The sequence below is a fragment of the Paenibacillus sp. sgz302114 genome (assembly GCF_056120345.1).
Map to the genome: position 1 here is coordinate 821,648 of NZ_JBVYOI010000002.1, position 18,605 is coordinate 840,252.

Annotated in this window: 13 protein-coding genes; 2 read left to right on the forward strand and 11 right to left on the reverse strand. The window is 49.3% G+C overall.

Annotated elements, in window-relative coordinates; all coding sequences use genetic code 11:
* Positions 1-96: 96 nt before the first annotated feature.
* From AC0LWF_RS08770 to queF, 9 genes are all read right to left on the reverse strand, one after another.
* Positions 97-993 carry a carbohydrate ABC transporter permease gene (locus AC0LWF_RS08770; protein WP_474651160.1) on the reverse strand — a complete coding sequence of 299 codons (897 nt, stop codon included), beginning with the start codon at positions 991-993 and terminating at the stop codon, positions 97-99.
* Positions 994-1,006: 13 nt separating this feature from the next.
* On the reverse strand, positions 1,007-1,924 hold the full coding sequence (locus tag AC0LWF_RS08775; RefSeq protein WP_474651161.1) for an ABC transporter permease: 918 nt from the start codon (positions 1,922-1,924) through the stop codon (positions 1,007-1,009).
* A gap of 129 nt (positions 1,925-2,053) precedes the next feature.
* Positions 2,054-3,772 carry a type 2 periplasmic-binding domain-containing protein gene (locus AC0LWF_RS08780; protein WP_474651231.1) on the reverse strand — a complete coding sequence of 573 codons (1,719 nt, stop codon included), beginning with the start codon at positions 3,770-3,772 and terminating at the stop codon, positions 2,054-2,056.
* Between the two features lie 255 nt (positions 3,773-4,027).
* On the reverse strand, positions 4,028-5,023 hold the full coding sequence (locus tag AC0LWF_RS08785; RefSeq protein WP_474651162.1) for a glycoside hydrolase family 43 protein: 996 nt from the start codon (positions 5,021-5,023) through the stop codon (positions 4,028-4,030).
* A 234-nt stretch (positions 5,024-5,257) separates the two neighbouring features.
* Positions 5,258-5,758, reverse strand: a complete 501-nt coding sequence (locus AC0LWF_RS08790) for a DinB family protein (RefSeq protein ID WP_474651163.1) — start codon at positions 5,756-5,758, stop codon at positions 5,258-5,260.
* 106 nt (positions 5,759-5,864) lie between these two features.
* A complete protein-coding gene (locus AC0LWF_RS08795) occupies positions 5,865-7,265 on the reverse strand; it encodes a glycosyltransferase (protein WP_474651164.1) in 1,401 nt (466 codons plus the stop codon).
* A gap of 85 nt (positions 7,266-7,350) precedes the next feature.
* Positions 7,351-12,855, reverse strand: a complete 5,505-nt coding sequence (locus AC0LWF_RS08800) for an Ig-like domain-containing protein (RefSeq protein WP_474651165.1) — start codon at positions 12,853-12,855, stop codon at positions 7,351-7,353.
* Between the two features lie 207 nt (positions 12,856-13,062).
* Positions 13,063-14,265, reverse strand: coding sequence for an MFS transporter (locus AC0LWF_RS08805; protein ID WP_474651166.1), 1,203 nt, complete (start codon positions 14,263-14,265; stop codon positions 13,063-13,065).
* A 20-nt stretch (positions 14,266-14,285) separates the two neighbouring features.
* Entirely contained in the window at positions 14,286-14,789 is a 504-nt protein-coding gene (gene queF, locus AC0LWF_RS08810) for a preQ(1) synthase (RefSeq protein ID WP_126014459.1), read from the reverse strand.
* 103 nt (positions 14,790-14,892) lie between these two features.
* Here queF and AC0LWF_RS08815 point away from each other — a divergent pair, with 103 nt between their 5' ends.
* Entirely contained in the window at positions 14,893-15,417 is a 525-nt protein-coding gene (locus tag AC0LWF_RS08815; protein ID WP_474651167.1) for a DinB family protein, read from the forward strand.
* A 104-nt stretch (positions 15,418-15,521) separates the two neighbouring features.
* Here the strand turns inward: AC0LWF_RS08815 and AC0LWF_RS08820 are convergent, their stop codons facing one another.
* Together AC0LWF_RS08820 and AC0LWF_RS08825 are read right to left on the reverse strand one after the other, a co-directional pair.
* Positions 15,522-16,496: an NAD-dependent epimerase/dehydratase family protein gene (locus tag AC0LWF_RS08820; protein WP_474651168.1), complete on the reverse strand. Its 975-nt coding sequence runs from the start codon at positions 16,494-16,496 to the stop codon at positions 15,522-15,524.
* Positions 16,497-16,531: 35 nt separating this feature from the next.
* Entirely contained in the window at positions 16,532-17,743 is a 1,212-nt protein-coding gene (locus tag AC0LWF_RS08825; RefSeq protein ID WP_474651169.1) for a glycine C-acetyltransferase, read from the reverse strand.
* Between the two features lie 171 nt (positions 17,744-17,914).
* On the opposite strand from AC0LWF_RS08825, the gene AC0LWF_RS08830 reads away from it, so the two are divergent.
* The gene (locus AC0LWF_RS08830) at positions 17,915-18,466 is read left to right on the forward strand and encodes a helix-turn-helix domain-containing protein (protein ID WP_474651170.1); all 552 of its coding nucleotides are present in this window, start codon (positions 17,915-17,917) and stop codon (positions 18,464-18,466) included.
* Positions 18,467-18,605: the final 139 nt, after the last annotated feature.

Sequence of the window (18,605 nt, forward strand, 5' to 3'; positions counted from 1 at the left end):
ACTTTTGAAAGTATAGCACGATCTACATGATTTATTCACTTGCCGAGAAAACACAAGCGGCACATGCCAATAGCAGCATGCGCCTCATTCGTATTATTAACCTTTTACTCCGCCTACGGTCATACCCTTCACGAAATACTTCTGCAGGAAGGGATAGATGACAATCATCGGTACCGATGCCACGATCGTCATTGTCGCCCGAATAGAGAGCGGTGTAACCATGGAAGAAGTTCCTCCCGAATTCGCGAATCCGCTCTCCATCGTCGCCGAGGAAACGTTGGAATTCTGCAAAATCTTCATCAATTCGTATTGCAACGTGCTCAAATTGATTTCAGACGAGTTGTACAAGAATACGTCAAACCATGAATTCCACTGGTACACCGCCGTGAATAGCGCCACTGTCGCCAGCACTGGAAGACAGAGCGGCAGCACAATGTTGAAGAACGTTCGGAAATCGCCCGCACCGTCAATCCGCCCGGATTCCATAATACTCTCCGGGAGCCCTTCGATGAAGGAACGGATAATAATAAGATTGAATACGCCGATGACCCCTGGCCAAATATAAATCCAGAAGCTGCCTACGAGATGCAAATCACGCATCAGCAGGAAGGTCGGAATCAACCCTCCATTGAAATACATCGTAAGGATGAAAGCAATAGTTATGAACTTACGCAGCACATAATCCTGGCGGCTTAACGTATAGGCAACCATTGCCGAACAGAACACGGTAATGACTGTTCCAATGACAGTCCGCAGAACGGATATTAACGTCGCGTGGAAGATCGTCGCTTCCTTGAATACAAACTTGTAGTTCTCGATCGAAAACTGTCTAGGCCACAAGTGAATGCCGCCCTTCAGCGAGTCGAGGCCAGAATTGAGCGAATAAGCCATCGTATTCAGGAACGGATATAAGGTGACCACCATGAGCAAGGCCAAAAAACCGTAGTTGAAAATGTTGAAAAATTTATCTCCCAAAGATGAGTTCTTGATCATCTGGCGATCCTCCTTAATACAGTCTTGCTTCTCCTGTTTTCTTGGCAATTGTATTCGCCACAGTCAATAGAACAAGGCTAACGACGGTTTTAAACATCCCCGCTGCAATTGACAATGAGAAGTTGCTTTGTTCGATCCCATACTTAAGTACGAATATATCAAGGTTCTCGGAGAAGTCGATGTTCATCCCGTTACCGAGGAGGTACTGCGGCTCGAATCCCGATTCCAACAAATATCCGATATTCATAATAAGCAGAACGACGATAACCGGACGAATTCCCGGCAGCGTAACGTTCCACATCTTTCTGAAACGGCCTGCGCCATCCATCTCTGCCGCTTCGTATTGCGATGGATCGATTGCCGTCATTGCGGCCAAATAAACAATCGTATTCCAGCCGACTTCTTTCCATACAGAGCTTGCGCCAAAAATACCCCAGAAGTAGTGCGGTATGCCAAGGAATAAGATTTCATTGCCTTTACTGATAATGCCTGTCGCGACTAGAAGCTCGTTAATGATGCCATCCGGTGCAAGCGTCGTTTGAATAATGCCCGCAGCAACAACCCAAGAAATAAAGTGAGGCAAGTAGCTGATTGTTTGCACGATCCGCTTGAAAGCCATCATGCGGACCTCGTTAAGAAGCAGTGCGAGCGTAATTGCAGTTATAAAGCCAAGTACAAGATTAATGCTGCTCATCGCGAGCGTATTACGCATAACACGCAGGAACCGTTCGTCCTGAAACAAAAACTTGAAATGCTCAAAACCAATCCAATCTTGCTGGGAGAAGCTTAACGCCGGCTTGTATTTCTGAAAGGCTATCGTCCATCCCCAAAGCGGCAAATATTTAAATACGAACAACCAAATGACGAATGGAACGGACATCAGGACGAGCATCCGTTGCTGTATGAGTTTTTTGAAGAAACTCTTTTCCATACGCTATACTTCCCCTTCCACTTCGACCATGGTAGAAATAAGCGAAGGACCGGACGTATGCGCTATTAGCTGCACGCTTATGTCGGCCCTTCGCTTAGCCTTTAAATCGACGATTACTTACTTGCTTGCTTACTTGCTTGCTTCAAGAATGGTTTTAATTTGCTCGGTATACCACTTCTCGTAGCCAGCTGTATCCAGCTTGCTGAATGCACCGAGGTACTCTTGCCATACGCCGTCGAAGTCAGCTGGCTTAGCAAGGACAAGCTTCGGATAATACTTCTTCGTTACTTCGTCTTTCTTTGTTTCCCAAATTTGCTCTGGCGAACCTTGCTCTTTTGGAATACCCCATGCTGGGTACCAAGGACGGTCTTGCGGAGTTGCGAATTGTTCTGCATACGTTTTAACGCCGTACTTGCCAAGAATTTCTTTGTCTTTGTCCGTCAAGCTCAGTTGGAACACTTCCGGCTGCAGGCCTGGCGCGAGCGCATTGCCGTTCGACAGCGTCGAGTTCGTGCCGTATTGCGGCCAATCCCAAGCATAGTATTTGAAACCGAATTTCAAGTTGAACGGCTCGTCAATCTTCGCGATTTCTTCAGGCGTACGGTAGAAACGGCCTTTGTCGTCCACTTCATACGTTTCGCCTTTGATGCCCCAGCTTCTAAGAATCTGGTTGTCTTCGGAGAGAAGCGTATCCCAGTATTGCATAATGCGCTCAGGATCCTTCGCACTTACAGTGATGCCGATACCACGGTTGTTAACGAAGCCTGGCGGGTCAAGCAATTGGTCCGGTTGTCCGTCGAATGTGATCGGCAGCGGGTAGTACACATAATCATCTTGTGCTGGATCTTTCTTCGCAGCATCCTTCAACACGTTGTTCGCATTCGCGATTTGCCAGCCGTAGTCGAAGAAGCCAACGACTTTCTTGGAGCTGAGCTTCGCGATGTATTGGTCATAGTTGTCTACGAACGATGCTTTGTCGAACAAGCCTTTTGAATTCAACGTGTTCAACGCTTGCAGCCAACGTTTCGTGTCTTCTGTTGTGTAGTAAGTCTTCGCTTCGTGCGTGTTCATGTCGATCTCGACATTGCCATCATTCGGGTAGCCTGCAAGATGCATCGGCTGGTTGGAGGTAGCGAAGAATCTCCAGTCGTTCGTCAGCGAAGCATAGCCAATCAGATCTTCACTCTTATGCTTATTAACGAAGTCTTCAACCAGCTTGAAGTACTCGTCCATTGTTTTGATCTTCGGATAGCCCGCTTCCTTCAGTACGCGGCGCTGCACCCAGAACGCGCCTTGGTTGATGTTAGGGTCCGGCGTATAAGCGCCAACTTGCGTGGAGAATGGCAAGAAGTAAATTTTTCCGTCTTTTGCCTTCATGCGGTTCAGATAAGGACCATATACTTTCTGGATGTTTGGATACTTATCAATGTAAGGAGACAGGTCGATAAACGCGCCAGCATCGAGCAATTGGTCAATGCCTGCGTCCGGGTCGATAACATCCGGATATTTGTTGGATGCGATCATCGTACCGATTTTTGTTTTCAGGTCGCCTACCAAGTGTTCGATTTTGAAGTTGACGCCGGTTTGATCCTCAAGCGACTTACCGATCGTCGTCTCGTTCGTGTTGCCATCTGGTGCATTAGCTACTCCGTTGAATAAGCTGAATGTTACTTTTTCTTTTGCCGCCGAAGCGCTTTCATTTGTATTCGAGGTGTTATCGGTGGAAGCAGCAGTATTGTTTGTAGTATTCGAAGAATTATTGTTCTTCGATGCTTCTTCTCCGCCATTGTTGCTATTTCCACATGCAGATGCAGTCAAAGCTACTGCAATCGCCATAGAAGCAACCATTAGTTTTTTAGCCAATGCGTTCAAACCCCTTTCAATCACTGTATGTTTTGTAAGCACTTTCATTATATAATTTCTAAAGACTTTGTTGACCCAATAAACTATAGTAGAAGCTTTAAAAAGCATATACGTTCCTCGTTATCAGGCAGCAAATTCGGCATAGGCCCAGGTTAACTTCGCAGAACATCTCATCTATATCATCCCCAAAAACCACTTATTGAAGATAAAAAAAGCAGCCCGTAGGCCGCTTTCTTCTGCTTACTTGTTGTAAGGCTCAATTAATTGGATCGTGCCATCCTCGTTGTAATGCAGCTCCGTGAATTTGACGCTTCGTTTATGGTCAACGCCGCCGGAGAGCGACGCATCATGGTAGAACAAGTACCACTTGTCTTGGAACTCTACGATCGAATGATGTGTCGTCCAGCCGAGTACCGGCGTAAGGATCGTGCCTTTGAACACGAACGGCCCTTCTGGATGATCACCTACAGCATAGACCAGTTTATGCGTTGTGCCCGTCGAATACGAGAGGTAATATTTGCCTTTATACTGATGCATCCATGGACCTTCGAAATAGCGGCGGTCTTCATCACCTGCAGCAATCGGCGTTCCGTTCTCATCTACAATCAGGATTTCCGTCGGTGCTGTCTTGAATGAGAGCATATCATCGCTCAGCTGGGCCACTTGCGGTCCGAGCGCCGGCTCGTTCGCAGCAGGTCCTTCTGCCTCAGGCTTGTATGCGCCTGTTTGCCATTTCTCCAATTGGCCGCCCCATAGTCCGCCGAAGTACATATAAGATTGGCCGTCCTCATCGACGTATACGGCAGGGTCAATGCTGAAGCTGCCCTCCATGTAGTTCTCCTCGGCCTTGAACGGTCCGCTTGGCGATGCGCTTGTCGCAACGCCGATCCGGAAGACGCCGTCCTTGTCTCTTGCCGGGAAGTACAAGTAGTACGTATCGTTCTTGAAGGCCGCATCCGGCGCCCACATCTGCTGGGAAGCCCATGGCACGTCTTTAACATGAAGCGCTTCGCCATGATCGACGACTGGCGCATCCGCACTTTCCATCGATAGAACATGGTAATCTTCCATCGCATATTGGTCACCGTTATCATTAGTCGGTCCATCGTGGTCGATGTCATGGGAAGGATAAATGTAGAGCTTCCCTTCAAATACATGGGCAGAAGGGTCGGCGGTATAGATATGCGTAACAATGGGTTCGTTCTGCTGTGCCTTCTTGCTTGTGTTCGTATTCATAAGTTTAGCGCTCCTTCTTGTTACGTGGATTCTAGCTAGAAATCGCTTTCATTCTATTATAGAAAGGATTGCGGCGAGGCACATTAAAGAAAGTATGGCTCTTCCTTCGAAAATTAAAGATGTTGGCGATGAGCGGAACAAAAGCATACATAGCGAATCTTAACGTTACAGCGAAAAAGCCGCGAGGCTCCCCACCTGTGCGGAGCAATCGCAGCTTCTTCATTAAACTATTGATCACTGTGGCGCAGTCATGCCCATACGTTCCCACTCTTCCTTGGAAGGACCGTACACACCTGCAATCGGCAAACCTGCTTGGCGCATAAGAATGGTCAACTGACCGCGGTGGTGAACCTCATGCTTCAGGAATTGGATGAGCGTATATCCGTTCTTCCATGTTTGACCGAACAATGTATGGCTCTCTTGCAGCTTGTCATCTGACCACTGTGAAGCGGCTTCAAGAATCGCGTCTGCCGTCTCCCGATATGTCTGCGCGATGGCTAAAGCTGCCGATTGCGGCGGCTCCGAATGCGCGGCTGGCGCTTTAAACTTAATGCCGATCATCTGCAGCATGCCTTTGTCATCGTGAATTAAGTGCCAAGCCAGACGGCCGAGTGTGCGGAAACCCGTTACAATCTGCTGATTTAATGATTCATCTGTCAGGGAATCAAGCAGTCTCTGCGTCCCTTGGGATTCTTTGCTGTAGTCATTAATAAAATCTTGCACGCTTGTAAACATGCTGTTCGCCTCCATTACTTCTATCGCTAACGTTCATAAGCTCACTATACAGAAGGTCTGCTGACAACAGCATGTCAGTAAACATTTGATTTTATGCAAAATAAAACTACTCCATCCGAGCAAGCCGTTCTCTCACAGCTGTAAGCTCGGGGTAACGAGCCAGCAGCGATTCATACTTCGCCTTGGCAGCTGCGTTCTTGCCCGAGATCGCGGTTAAGTCGGCCAGCGCCAGATCCGCCCGCCACTCCTTGATCGATTCGTCTGCCGCAACGATGCCGCGGTACGATTGGAAGCTCTGCTTCGCTCCTACCAGATTGCGCTCCGCCTTCTGCAACAGCTCGGCGGCCTGCTTCATCTGCGCGCGAGCGAGATGGTAGCTCGCATCGGGATAGTTCGGCTGCAGCTTCAGCGCATGGCTGCATACCCCAATCGCATCCTCGTAATTGCTCTCGCTCATGTAAATTTTGCCGAGCAGCATCAGAATATCGGCATGCCGGCCGAAGCTCGGCTTGTCGGGTACCCGGCGCTCCGCTTCGAGTAGGAGCAGCTTCGCTTTCTCGCGATCTCCTGCCGCTAATGTTTCCCGGCCGTAATACAAGAGCCAGCCCGGATTGCTCGGATCCTCTTCGACCATCATCTCCAGCAAGCGAAGATTACGATTAATTTTGCTTCGCGATTGTACGATGCTCGGCTCGTAGCCATCATGGTGCAGCCTAATTCGGACAGGCCGCCTCAGTACGCTCGTCTCGTACATATCCCCATCCTCAGGGACGACTTGCTCATGTACTCGGCCATAATAATGGAGTCCTCTACCCAGCGGGAACATGCGCGGAATGCCGAAGTCAGGTTTCACCTTCCCTTGAACATAGTTCACTTGGCAGATGTTCAGTACAACCTGTCCACGGCTATCGAACAGCTCCGCTGCCTGCCGAACCGCCTGGACATCTTCTTCAAACAGCCATTCATCGGCGTCTACCCATAGCACCCAATCGCTGTTCAGATACGGCAGCGCCTGATTTCGCTTAGCTGCAAAATCATCATTTTGCGCGGCGCTCGTAATGACCTTCACTTTAGGGAGATGCGCGACGAGCTGAACCGTACCGTCCGTAGAGCTCGAATCAATAATGAGAATCTCATCAACTGCGTGCTGCAAGCTAAGCACGCAGCGTTCGATACAGCGCGCTTCGTTGCGCGTCATAATCGCCGCAGCTATAGTAACGCTGCGCTTAGGCGCCAGCAGAAGCTGGATCTCCGGCCGCGCCGGGCCGGCCGGCGTCTTTGCGAGCAGTTGCTGCACCGATGGCACCCATTGTGCCATCGGGTCGAGCAGCCAGCCACGATCGAAGGCGAGCCGCGCCGCGTCGCCGCAGCCCTGATGCAGCAGCGCTTCTCCTAGCTGCACCCAGCTCTGAGCGCTCAGCGGGCTTACAGCGAGCTGCTCGGTGAGCAGCGTCTCCGCCTTCGCGTATTGGCCACCTTGCATCGCAAGGCGAATCGCTTCATTCATTCGTCACCGCTCCTCTCATGGGGTGAAGACAAGAAGAGGCCAACTCCCCACCTGAGTAGTTGGCCATCTTCTTATGTTCCTTGTACTATTCTGTTGGTATCTCTGGTACCTCTTGATGCACTGGAATGTGGATGTAAAGAATAACAACTGCTTTCACGTACTCGTCCGTATCCGCAATTGGTAGCACGACAGCATAATCGCCTGCTGGGAGCCATGATAATGCCTTCATAGAAAGAAGCGTGCCGTCAAAATCGAGTTGATCACCATCTAGAAGCATTCTATAGTCAGGAATGTCTTCAGAGTCAAAGTCACCGCTAACATACAGATTATCAAGATCGATACCTGACTCAGGTAAGTACTCTTCCAGATCTATCGAGCCTTCGAGTTGATCATTGAAATTGACTTCAGCATCATAGACGTAAACCTCTCTATCCGCCCCAACGCTATCACGCACTTTGTCATTAACCTCAATATGAATCAACGAATACCCGGACTCAACACCGTTAATTAGGATAGCAGCCGTTTTTTCTCCTGTCATGGTCGCTTGTGCTTCAATGCTGGAAGGGTCATGATACTCGGATATTTGAATGATACCATCTTCATCCGTCACAGTAATCACTCCCGAATCGCCACGCTGTATGAAGATGCCCTCTGAGCCACTGATAACGGTAGGCTTACTGTCTCTTAACAAGATCGTATACTCTGCGACGGAACCAGGATCATCGCTGTTCATTGCTTGAACGACGATAGCTTGTTGCGTTTCAACAGGCTCCTCAGCGAAAATATCCAGATATTCGTTACTAGACCAAACTTCGTCGTCTAGGAAGGAGCTATCCCCAAGCGTGAATGGCGAATCGATGGATACGACATGGAATTGATCTGCATTATGGAATATCTCCTTCAAGTTGATCGAAGCCATGCGACTTCCTTCTACATCACGTAAGCCTACAACGCCGATATCATCTGCGTCAACGCCAACATAGGTCCGGAACACATTCTCAATCGTTAAGCCTTCGTCATTCGAAGCTTTCACGACGATCGTCGAATTATCGTTTTCCGCAAAATCGATCGTAAGCAGCGAACTACTACTAAAGGATATAGTAGCATCACCACTTGTTACATCAGCATCAAACGTATACGAACTATCAAAATATGCACCCAAGTAGATATCCATTGGATCAACAGCCTCGCTATTCGTGAGTGAGAGATCCGGCATACTTGGATAATCATCCATATTTACAAGCATGGTGGCTGTGGTCCAGTTATCAGCTGCATTTCCAAGATCACGTGACATCACTGTAAATGATCCAGAGCCATGTCCATTGCCGATAATCCTTAACTGATTGCCGTTCAACCAGTAATCCACATTAGAATCGGCTTCGACCTGGTACTCCATTTCACCATCCACGCTCGTGAACAATTTGGTCAAGTCAATCGTCGCGACCTGAGCACTATGCAAAGTGAAACCTTCAGCGTCAACGACAGGATGCACCACAATAGGATCGTTCATATTTTTCACATCGAATGTGATCGTAATTGGGTTAGAAACGTCAGTTCCGTCATTTATCGTATATTGAATCGAATCCGTACCGAAATAATTTGCTTCAGGCGTATACGTGTAGCTACCGTCAGCTGCCAGATCGAAATGGCCATGCTCCACATCTTTTACTAAATTGAAGGTTATCGATGTATCCCCGTCTGGATCGATCCAAGCCAGATTGCTCGAGTACGGGTTGTCCTCAAAGACGGGAATCGTAGCATTATCAGCAGTTGGCACATGATTCACAACAGGCGTTTGATCCAATGTAACCGTATAGCTTGCGGTATCACCTGCCGCCGTCGTTCCTTCAATCGTAATCGATGTCTGCGAAGTTAACGGAGCGAATGAATTTACTACTAAGAACGGATAGCCGTTCTGATCATAATTGTTCAAGCTTTTTATAACGTTGCTGTTGTAGTTCGTTACACTGAACGATATCGCATTAGGGAAAATGATTCGAAGCGGAATGTATGCCTGGTTGATAGTTCCCGATTTTGTTAAGTACTGAGTGTCAATACCGTTCACAATAACACCAAAGGTGGCGTTAAATGAATCATAAACCGTCAAAGCGTGACCATCCGTAGCGCTTGCAGTAATTGGCGATACACCACTATTTAGCGTGGAAGTAAGCGTTAATAGGCTGCCAGTTGTTGATGCATGAGTATTCTCGTTAAAGACGTTTGCCTTATAGCTTAAATTGGTCCCTGCAAAATAACTGCTCAAATCCGTCACATCGCCACTGATCGCATTCGCATTCGTAATGCTTTTGTCCGGAATGCCGCTAGCGTTGTCGACGACAATTTTAAACGTGTCGGTCTCCGTGTATTCACCATCGGTTGCTGTGATCGTGAACGATCTCCAATAGCCAGGGGTCATACCTGCGGTAATCGTCAAGAAATGATCATTGATCACTGAGTTACTAATGTTTGCACCTGTCGACGTTACTACGTACTCCGCATCGTGATCGACATCAGTAAAGAGCGTATCCATGTCAATGACAGCGAGTTGGTCCTTTTGCAGATGAACTTCATAAACTTCATTATTCAAAGTTCCGATATGCTGAGCAACGAAGCCATGATTAATATGATTCACGTTAATCGTTAAATTGAAGAGCTGAGGCTCACTCATTCCATCGGTGACACTATACGTGATGGAATCCGTTTCATTCATATTCATATAAGGCGTGTAAGAGAAGTCGCCTGATGGCGTGAGGTTGTAATACCCCTTGGTTGGCGGAGTGACCAGAGCATAGGTCAATGTATCACCGTCTTCATCATGAGCGCCTAAATTGCCTGTGTAAGGCCCGTCCCCATCAACTTCAATGGATGTCTTCGTTGCCTCTGGAGCATGATTAGGTGGATCAATGGAAACCGCCGTCACACTAAAATACTTCGTCGCCTTCAGTTCACCGTCACTCGCCTGCACTTCAAGAGAATACGCAGCTGTAGCTTCAGATTTCCCTCGAAGTGTAAGCTCGCTTCCATCCCTGGAAGCCGAGAAGAAGACGCCGCTGCCTGGCGGATTCATGACCGTATAAGCTAGCTCGCCGCCATCCACATCGGTAAAATAATCATCCAATTCGAGTACTGTCGACAATGGTCCTAGACTGCTCACACTGAGTTCAACGGCTTCCGGTGCCGAGATGTTTACCGTTGGCGAGTCGTTCACGCTTTCAATATTAAAGGTTATTGTATAAGGACCTGTCTCCGTAATACCATCACTAAGCTTGTAGGTAATCGTATCCGTGCCGTTGTAATTTGGATTTGGAGTATACGTGTAATATCCCGTTGAGCTCAGCTCGAATGCGCCATGATCGGCCCCTTTTACTTTCGTGTATGTCAATATGTCCAAATCTGCATCGCTACCATTAAGCTGGCGTTCGGAGGACGTATCCTCAGGGAAGCTGATCGTCTCATCCTGGCTAGTTGGATCATGATTCTCCTGCACAGGCGGCGTCATTGTTGACCTTACGCTGAAATGCTTCGTTGCCGATTCATCGTGGCTATCTGTCGCTATCACGTCAAACTCATACGCGTTAGCGTCCATGCCAGTCGCTGTCAGCACCAATGTGCTGCCTTCAACGATCTCTGCAGAAAAAGGAAGATCCCCGCTCGGCATTCCACTCAGCTCATAAGTTAAATAATCACCTTCGTCTTCATCAGTGAAGAACTCGGATAAGTCGATGTACTCCATGTCCGAAACTTCTACTGATAACGGATCGTCGCCTTCAGTCAATCTAGGTCCGTGATTCTCAGGATCAACGGAGTGCGTTGTAATGCTGAATATTTTGGATCCAACGGAATACCTGTCAATTGCCCGTACTTCAAGCAAGTAAGGCTCTGAGCTTATAGCTGTCCCTTGAATAGTCAATATACCGCCTGAGATAGAAGCCGTAATGAAATCTTCGTTGTCTGTAGGATTATAGATCGAATAGGTGAGCTGGTCGGCGTCCTCGTCGGTGAAATATTCATTCAAATTAATTGTTGTCGACAATTGAGCGGTACTGCTCATATCAACGACGACATTCTTCGTTGCTGGATCTGTCGCTGCCGGTGTATGGTTTATTGTTCTGATGATGAGTGACTTCGTAGCCGTCTCATTGTGGCTGTCTTTAACAGTAACGTTAATCTCATGTGCATTAGCATCCAAACCAGTCGCTGTCAGAGTCAATACACTTCCATCGAGATCTGCAGAGAACGGAAAGTTCCCGCTTGGTAAGCCATTCAGCTGATACGTTAATGTGTCGTTTACATCCTCATCGCTGAAGTATTGGCTCAGGTTAATAACCCTCGTATTCGCTACATCTACCGACAGTGTCCCGCCAATCGCTACCGGCGCGTGATTCTCCGGCACCGTTGGCTCCATCGTTGATTTCACGCTGATTGTCTTCGTTGCGGTTGCATTGTGGCTATCTGTAGCAGTGACGGAAATTTCATAACGTGTATCGTCCACGCCAGTTGCGGTCAGCGTCAATAAGCTTTGTTCAATTTCTGCTGAGAACGGGAAACCACCGCTCGGCAGGCCGCTCACCACATAAGATAAGCTCTCGCCACTGTCCACATCGCTGAAGTATTCGCTCAGGTCAATAATCTTCGTGTCCGCTACATCTACCGTTGCAGTCCCTACAGTCGCGACTGGCGCATGATTCTCCTGCACAGGAGGCGTCAGTGTTGACCTTACGTTAAAATGCTTCGTTGCCGTTCCACCACGTCCGTCGCCAACTGTCACGGAAATCTCATGTGCGTTAGCGTCAACACCGGTCGCTGTCAGTGTCAACGAGCCACCTGTGACTAAGGCTGTGAATGGAAGACCGACTTCCAATTCGCCCAACTGGTAAGTTAACATATCGCCGTCATCATCAGTGAAGAAATCGTTCAAGTCGATGATTCTCGTGTCCGCTACAGTAATCGGTAACTCTTCCCCATTTGTATAAGGCGCATGATTCGGCTCCGTAACCGTACTCGACACGGCAGACTTGAGCAGATTGCGGAATTCGCTCGTCGACTTGAATCTGTCGCTGACGTTGCCATTGCTCTTTATGTATTTCACCAATTCGCCGAGATCGATCCCGTTATGGTTCGGGTCCAGAAGTAAGTTAGGCCCTACTGTAATCAGAAACTTCTCATGGTATGAGGGGCTTCCTTTGGGAATCACTTCGAGATCAATACTGGTTATTCCCGTCTTCTTGAGGGAGAGACGCAGATAAGGTTTTCCCGATACCCAGTCAACCGTCGCATCAGCTACCGTTTTGTTCTGTACCCCAACAGGATTTGCAAAGTCCACATTCTCATAGTCCGGATATATCAGACTCAAATCCACCGAGAAGCTATTGCCTGCCACCAATTCATTCGCATACACTGTCGACAATAGCGAGCTTATCGACTGCGTCCCTGGATTTGTCTGCGCCCCAGGGTTCGTCGGTTGTTCTGCGCTCGCCATCACAGGAATTGCTAACGCCAGCGGAATTGCTGCTACTGCCGAGCCGATCATCCGGGCAATCTTCTTCATCGACCGACTCTTATGCAGCTGCTTCCTCTGTCTTTTCGACATGATCGATACCTCCCTATTTCTTATGCTCTATGTCATGAATTCCCTATTAAACAATAGGTATTAGATACCAATTCTACTATTGCTAATATACCACGACGAGATTCGATAGAATATGAGAATAGCTAAAAAAATGTCAAATCATGACGAAAAAAAAACCACCTCGCATAAGTTGCGAGGTGGTTCCTTACCTTCTATGTTAGCAGCTCATCAGCTATGGCGTGATACCGCTGCACTTCTTGGCTGGATTTTGAAGCGGAACATCCACGCTGCAAGCAGCAGCAAGCCGCCGTTAATGATGAAGATCCACCGAATCGGCATCATGCCGCCGAGCAAGCCGCCAATGATTGGACCGGCCATCGTTGCAAGCTGCGAAGCAGACTGATTCAGGCTGAATGCCCGCCCTCTGAACTCGGGCTCCGTCGTCCTCACAATCATCGCATTGATGGACGGGTTGACCGCCGCGTAGAAGAGCCCATAACCGAAGCGCAGAATGCCGAAGCCGATATAGTTCGGCACGAACACCTGCAGCATATTTCCGATCCCGCTGCCAAGCAAGCCGATCATAAGCACCTTCTCGTAGCCTATGCTTCGTCCCCATTTGCCCCAGCGCGGCGCCATGATGACCATCGCAATGCCGACCGCCGAGAAGACGATGCCTGAGCTGAGCGAAGCCGTATCCTTAGGTACGCCCATCTTCAGTACATAGACCGTAATTAGAGGCTCGAGAATCATGACAGAGAATGTGCTGACTCCAGCCATGAGCAGCATAACCGAGAACGCGCGATTCGATAGCGCATGACGCAGATCATCCATGACATGCGAACGAACCGCCTGCCGGTTAAAGTTCTTCTCCTTAGCGAAGAACGTGGCAGTAAGCGCCGCGATCAATACGATGAAGCTGGAGAACAGAAACGCTTCTCGGTTGCTGAAATAATGGCTGACCACTCCACCAACAAGCGGGCCGAGAATGCTGCCTGTCGCACCTGCGGTTGACATAATACCAAGCGCATAACCCGTTTTCTCTTCCGGCGTATTCGTGGCGACAAGCGCAATGGATGCAGGCACGAAGCCCGCGAGCAAGCCTTGAAAAATACGAATAATAAGAAACCAGTACGGGTCCTGCACGAAGTAATTGAGCAAGTACAGCACAGCAAGACTAAAGCCGGACCTGATAAGCATCGGCTTGCGTCCGTATTTGTCCGCGAGCGACCCCCAATAGGGGGAGATTAACGCGCTCGCCAAGAAGGTATTACCGAAGGCAATTCCGGACCAAGCCTCAAGATGATGCTCTACGCCGAGCTCCGTATTAAGGAAGATCGGCAGGAAAGGGATCGAGATCGAGTACGCCATGCTGCAGAAGAAAACCCCGGTCCACAATACAACCAAGTTCCGTTCCCATGAAAATTTCATATGCAGCCACGTCCTGACTTTTACCTATTGTCTACTTTTTCGGGATAGAGATCGTGATTCATCAGACGGTAGTTTGCCATTTCCTCAAACTTGGTGCCTGGACGGCCCCAGTTCGTGTAAGGATCAATCGAGATGCCGCCGCGAGGCGTGAATTTACCCCACACTTCAATGTAGCGCGGGTTCATAAGAGCGATAAGGTCATTCATAATGATGTTCATGCAATCCTCATGGAAGTCGCCATGGTTGCGGAAGCTGAACAGGTACAGCTTGAGCGACTTGCTCTCAACCATCTTTACATCAGGGATGTAAGAGATATAGATGGTCGCAAAATCCGGCTGGCCTGTAATCGGGCATAGGCTCGTAAACTCCGGACAGTTGAATTTGACAAAATAATCACGGCCAACATGTTTGTTATCGAACGACTCCAGCACTTCCGGGCTATAGTTGAACAAATACTGCGTACCTTGGTTGCCCAAGTGGCTGATACCGCCCTCTTGCAGCTCTTCCTTTGATCTTCCTGACATTCTGTACAACACTCCTTGTCATTACATTGCTTTAGGGGTTACTCTTGTTCTAGTAGCTTACACCTTAAGGCGGTGTAAATTCAACCTAAAGGAGATGGAGCCCTTGAACAACAGACCTTCCGCAGACGAGTATGGAGGCCATTTCGGCACGTACATCAAGCTTGTACAAGATGGAAATTTGCTGGATATACTAGCCGAGAATCGCATCACGACGAGCGCGCTCTTCTCATCGCTTACGGAGGAGCAAGCACTATACCGTTATGCGCCAGGCAAATGGAGCTTGAAGGAAGTGCTCGGTCATCTGATCGACACGGAGCGCATTATGAGTTACCGCCTGCTGCGTGCTGCCCGCGCTGACCGGACGCCGCTGCCTGGGTTTGAAGAGAATGATTTTGTCGCAAATGCATCGTTCGACGACAACTCCATCAGCGAGCTGCTCGAACATTACGACGCGGTCCGCACCGCCACCATTGCGTTGCTTCGCAGTTTAACGCCTGAAGCGTATTTGCGCAGAGGCATTGCGAGCAATACGGAAATTTCCGCACGCGCGCTGGCGCATGTCATTACAGGTCATGAGATGCATCACATGAACGTTGTGCGCGAACGTTACTTGCAGAAGTCCGAATAACACACGCGCAGCAAAAAAAGGTTCCTTTGCCCTAGAACTGCACAGTTCTTCAGGCAGAGGAACCTTTCTTTATTACACGGAACAATCAAGCTATGAAACTCAAGCTATGAAACCTTCATGATCTCTCTGCTGCTCTCAATCGTCCGCGATGCGATCTGGATCAGCATGTCATACGCCATTTGCTCGAGCGAGTAACGCGGCTTGAAGCCCCATTCCTGCTGGGCAGCTGATATGTCCAGCGAGTCCGGCCAGCTCTGCGCAATCTGCTCCCGTACCGGATCTAACTCGTATGTCAGCTTAAAAGCAGGCAGCAGCTTGCGAATTTCAGCGGCGAGCATCTCCGGATCAAAGCTCATGGCCGACACATTGTAGGCATTGCGGTTCATGAGCTTCGCTGGGTCAGCCTCCATCAATTGAATAATCGAGTCAATTGCATCCGGCATGTACATCATGTCCATGAACGTGCCTTTGTTAATGTAGGAGCTGTATTCGCCGCAGCGAACCGCCTCGAAGAACATGGATACCGCATAGTCCGTCGTACCGCCTCCTGGCGGGGTCAAATACGAGATTAAGCCCGGAAACCGTAGGCCGCGCGTATCGACGCCATACTTCCGATAGTAATAGTCGCACAGCAATTCGCCGGCTACTTTATTAATGCCGTACATCGTGACTGGCCGCTGAACCGTCACCTGCGGCGTCAGATCCTTCGGCGAATCCGGGCCGAATACGCCGATCGAGCTTGGCGTGAAGAACTGGCAGCTCAACTCCTTCGCCACCTCAAGCGCATTTAGCAAGCCGCCCATGTTCAGGTTCCATGCGAACAGCGGGTTCGCTTCAGCCGTTGCTGACAGCAGCGCCGCCAGATGGATGATCGTATCGACTTTATATTTGCGAGCAATCGCGTAGAACGACTGCAAGTCATTCACATCAAGACTTTCGAACGGGCCATCGAATGTGATCGCTGCGCTCGGTCTGATATCTGTCGCAATGACGTTGTGCGCCCCGTAGCGCAAGCGAAGTGCAGCGACCAGTTCACTGCCGATTTGCCCCGAGGAGCCTGTAACTAAGATGGTGTTCATATCCGCATCGCCTCCGATTAATCGAGCATTCTTCCTTACACGCTCACACCTGCGTTTACACCTACACCGATCTGCTTTTTCACAGTCTCATAGATCGCCAAAGCTTGATCAAGCATCTCCGTCGTATGCGCCGCTGTCGGCATGTTACGGATACGGCCCGCGCCTTTCGGAACAGTCGGGAACACAATCGCCTTGGCATAGACGCCTGCCTCGAACAGCTCTCTGCTGAACTGCTGTGTCAGCACTTCGTCACCGATGATACACGGGATGATCGGCGTTTCCGTATGCCCCGTATGGAACCCCAGCTGCGTGAGGCCATTTCGGAAATAGGCTGCATTGCTCCACAGCTTCTCCTGCAGCTCCGCGCTGTCTGTCAGAATATCGAGCGCTGCGCTACATGCTGCGACAATCGCGGGAGGCGTTGCCGTTGAGAACAGGAACGGACGGCTTCTCACCTTCAGCCAATCAATCAGCTCGCGGCGACCGGCTACGTATCCACCGACAACACCGATTGCTTTGGACAATGTGCCTATCTGAAAATCAATCTTATCCGACAAACCGAAATGTTTGACCGTACCTGCCCCTTTGCCAAGAACGCCGGAACCATGCGCATCGTCGACATACGTAATCAAGTCGTAACGCTCCGCAATTTCAACAATCTCAGGAAGCTTCGCAATGTCCCCGTCCATGGAGAATACTCCGTCCGTAATGACCATGATTTTGTTATACTGGCCGGACTCACGCGCCGTCTTCGCTTGCAATTCCAGATCCGCCATATCCGAATGCTTGTAACGAATGACCTTCGCCTTCGTCAGACGGCAGCCATCGATAATCGACGCATGGTTCAGCTCGTCGGACAGAATCGCATCCCCAGCTTCCATAACGGCCGAGATAGCAGCCATATTGCAGTTGAAACCGGATTGGTACGCGATAGCGGCCTCGGTCTGCTTGAACTTCGCAAGCTTCGTCTCAAGCTCTTCATGCAGATCCATCGTGCCGTTGATCGTACGAACTGCGCCTGCTCCTACGCCGTACTTGCGAAGTGCCAGCTCAGCCGCACGGATAAGACGCTCATCGCCGGCAAGGCCTAAGTAATTATTAGAAGAGAGGTTAATCAGCTCTCGGTCTTGAATGCGAATGGTCGGCCCGTTGCCGCCTTGAAGGACTTGAATTTCATTGTACAAGCCTTTCTGTTTCAGCTCTTCCAGGTTGTTACGCAAAAAGTTACGCAATGATGGACTGGACATGCGTGCATTCCCCTTTTCTGTATGTTGTTTTCGTTTAATTATTTTATATTATACATTCGTATGTTATGACGCACAATATGTTTGTATGCTATAGCGCACATTTATTTTTCGACATCCTTGCCCGTTTCGGCTACAATAAGTGAAATAGAAGTGCGCTGATGGAGGAAGAGTATGGAACAGATTCACATTAAGCTGGGGCGAAACTTGAAGGCGATCCGTCAAACGAGAGGATTAAGCCTTGATAAAGTGGCGGAGTTGACTGGCGTCAGCAAAGCGATGCTCGGCCAGATTGAACGAGGCGAGACGAGCCCCACGATCTCGATTATATGGAAAATCGCAAACGGACTGCGCCTTTCCTTCACGACACTCATTGAAGAGCCGCCGTCTGAGGTGGCCGTCATCGTGAAGGGCGAGATGGAGCCGATGCTTGAGTCTGACGGACATTATCGCGTCTATCCGATGTTCCCGTTCGATCCGACGAAGAAGTTCGAGGTCTATTCCGTCGAAATGGATGCCGGCTGCGTCTACGAGTCGGAAGCGCACAGTACAGGCGTGGAAGAGTACATTCTTGTCTCATCCGGGAGTCTTATTGTGGAAATCCAAAGCACGTCCTATACGGTCGATGCAGGCAATGCGGTCCGCTATGTGGCAGATCAGCCGCACATGTACCGCAACACAGGTAATGACATTGTTCGTTACGACGTCATTATTTATTATCCATAAACGCATCGATGTGCCCGAGAAAGAAGCCTTATGGACTCTCTCTCGGGCTTTTTGCTGTAGCTTCCATTCACACGTCCCGCTCGCGGGGTGCAAATTCGGGGCAATAGCTTCTCTGTGGTCCGTTAGAGCCGCAGATACG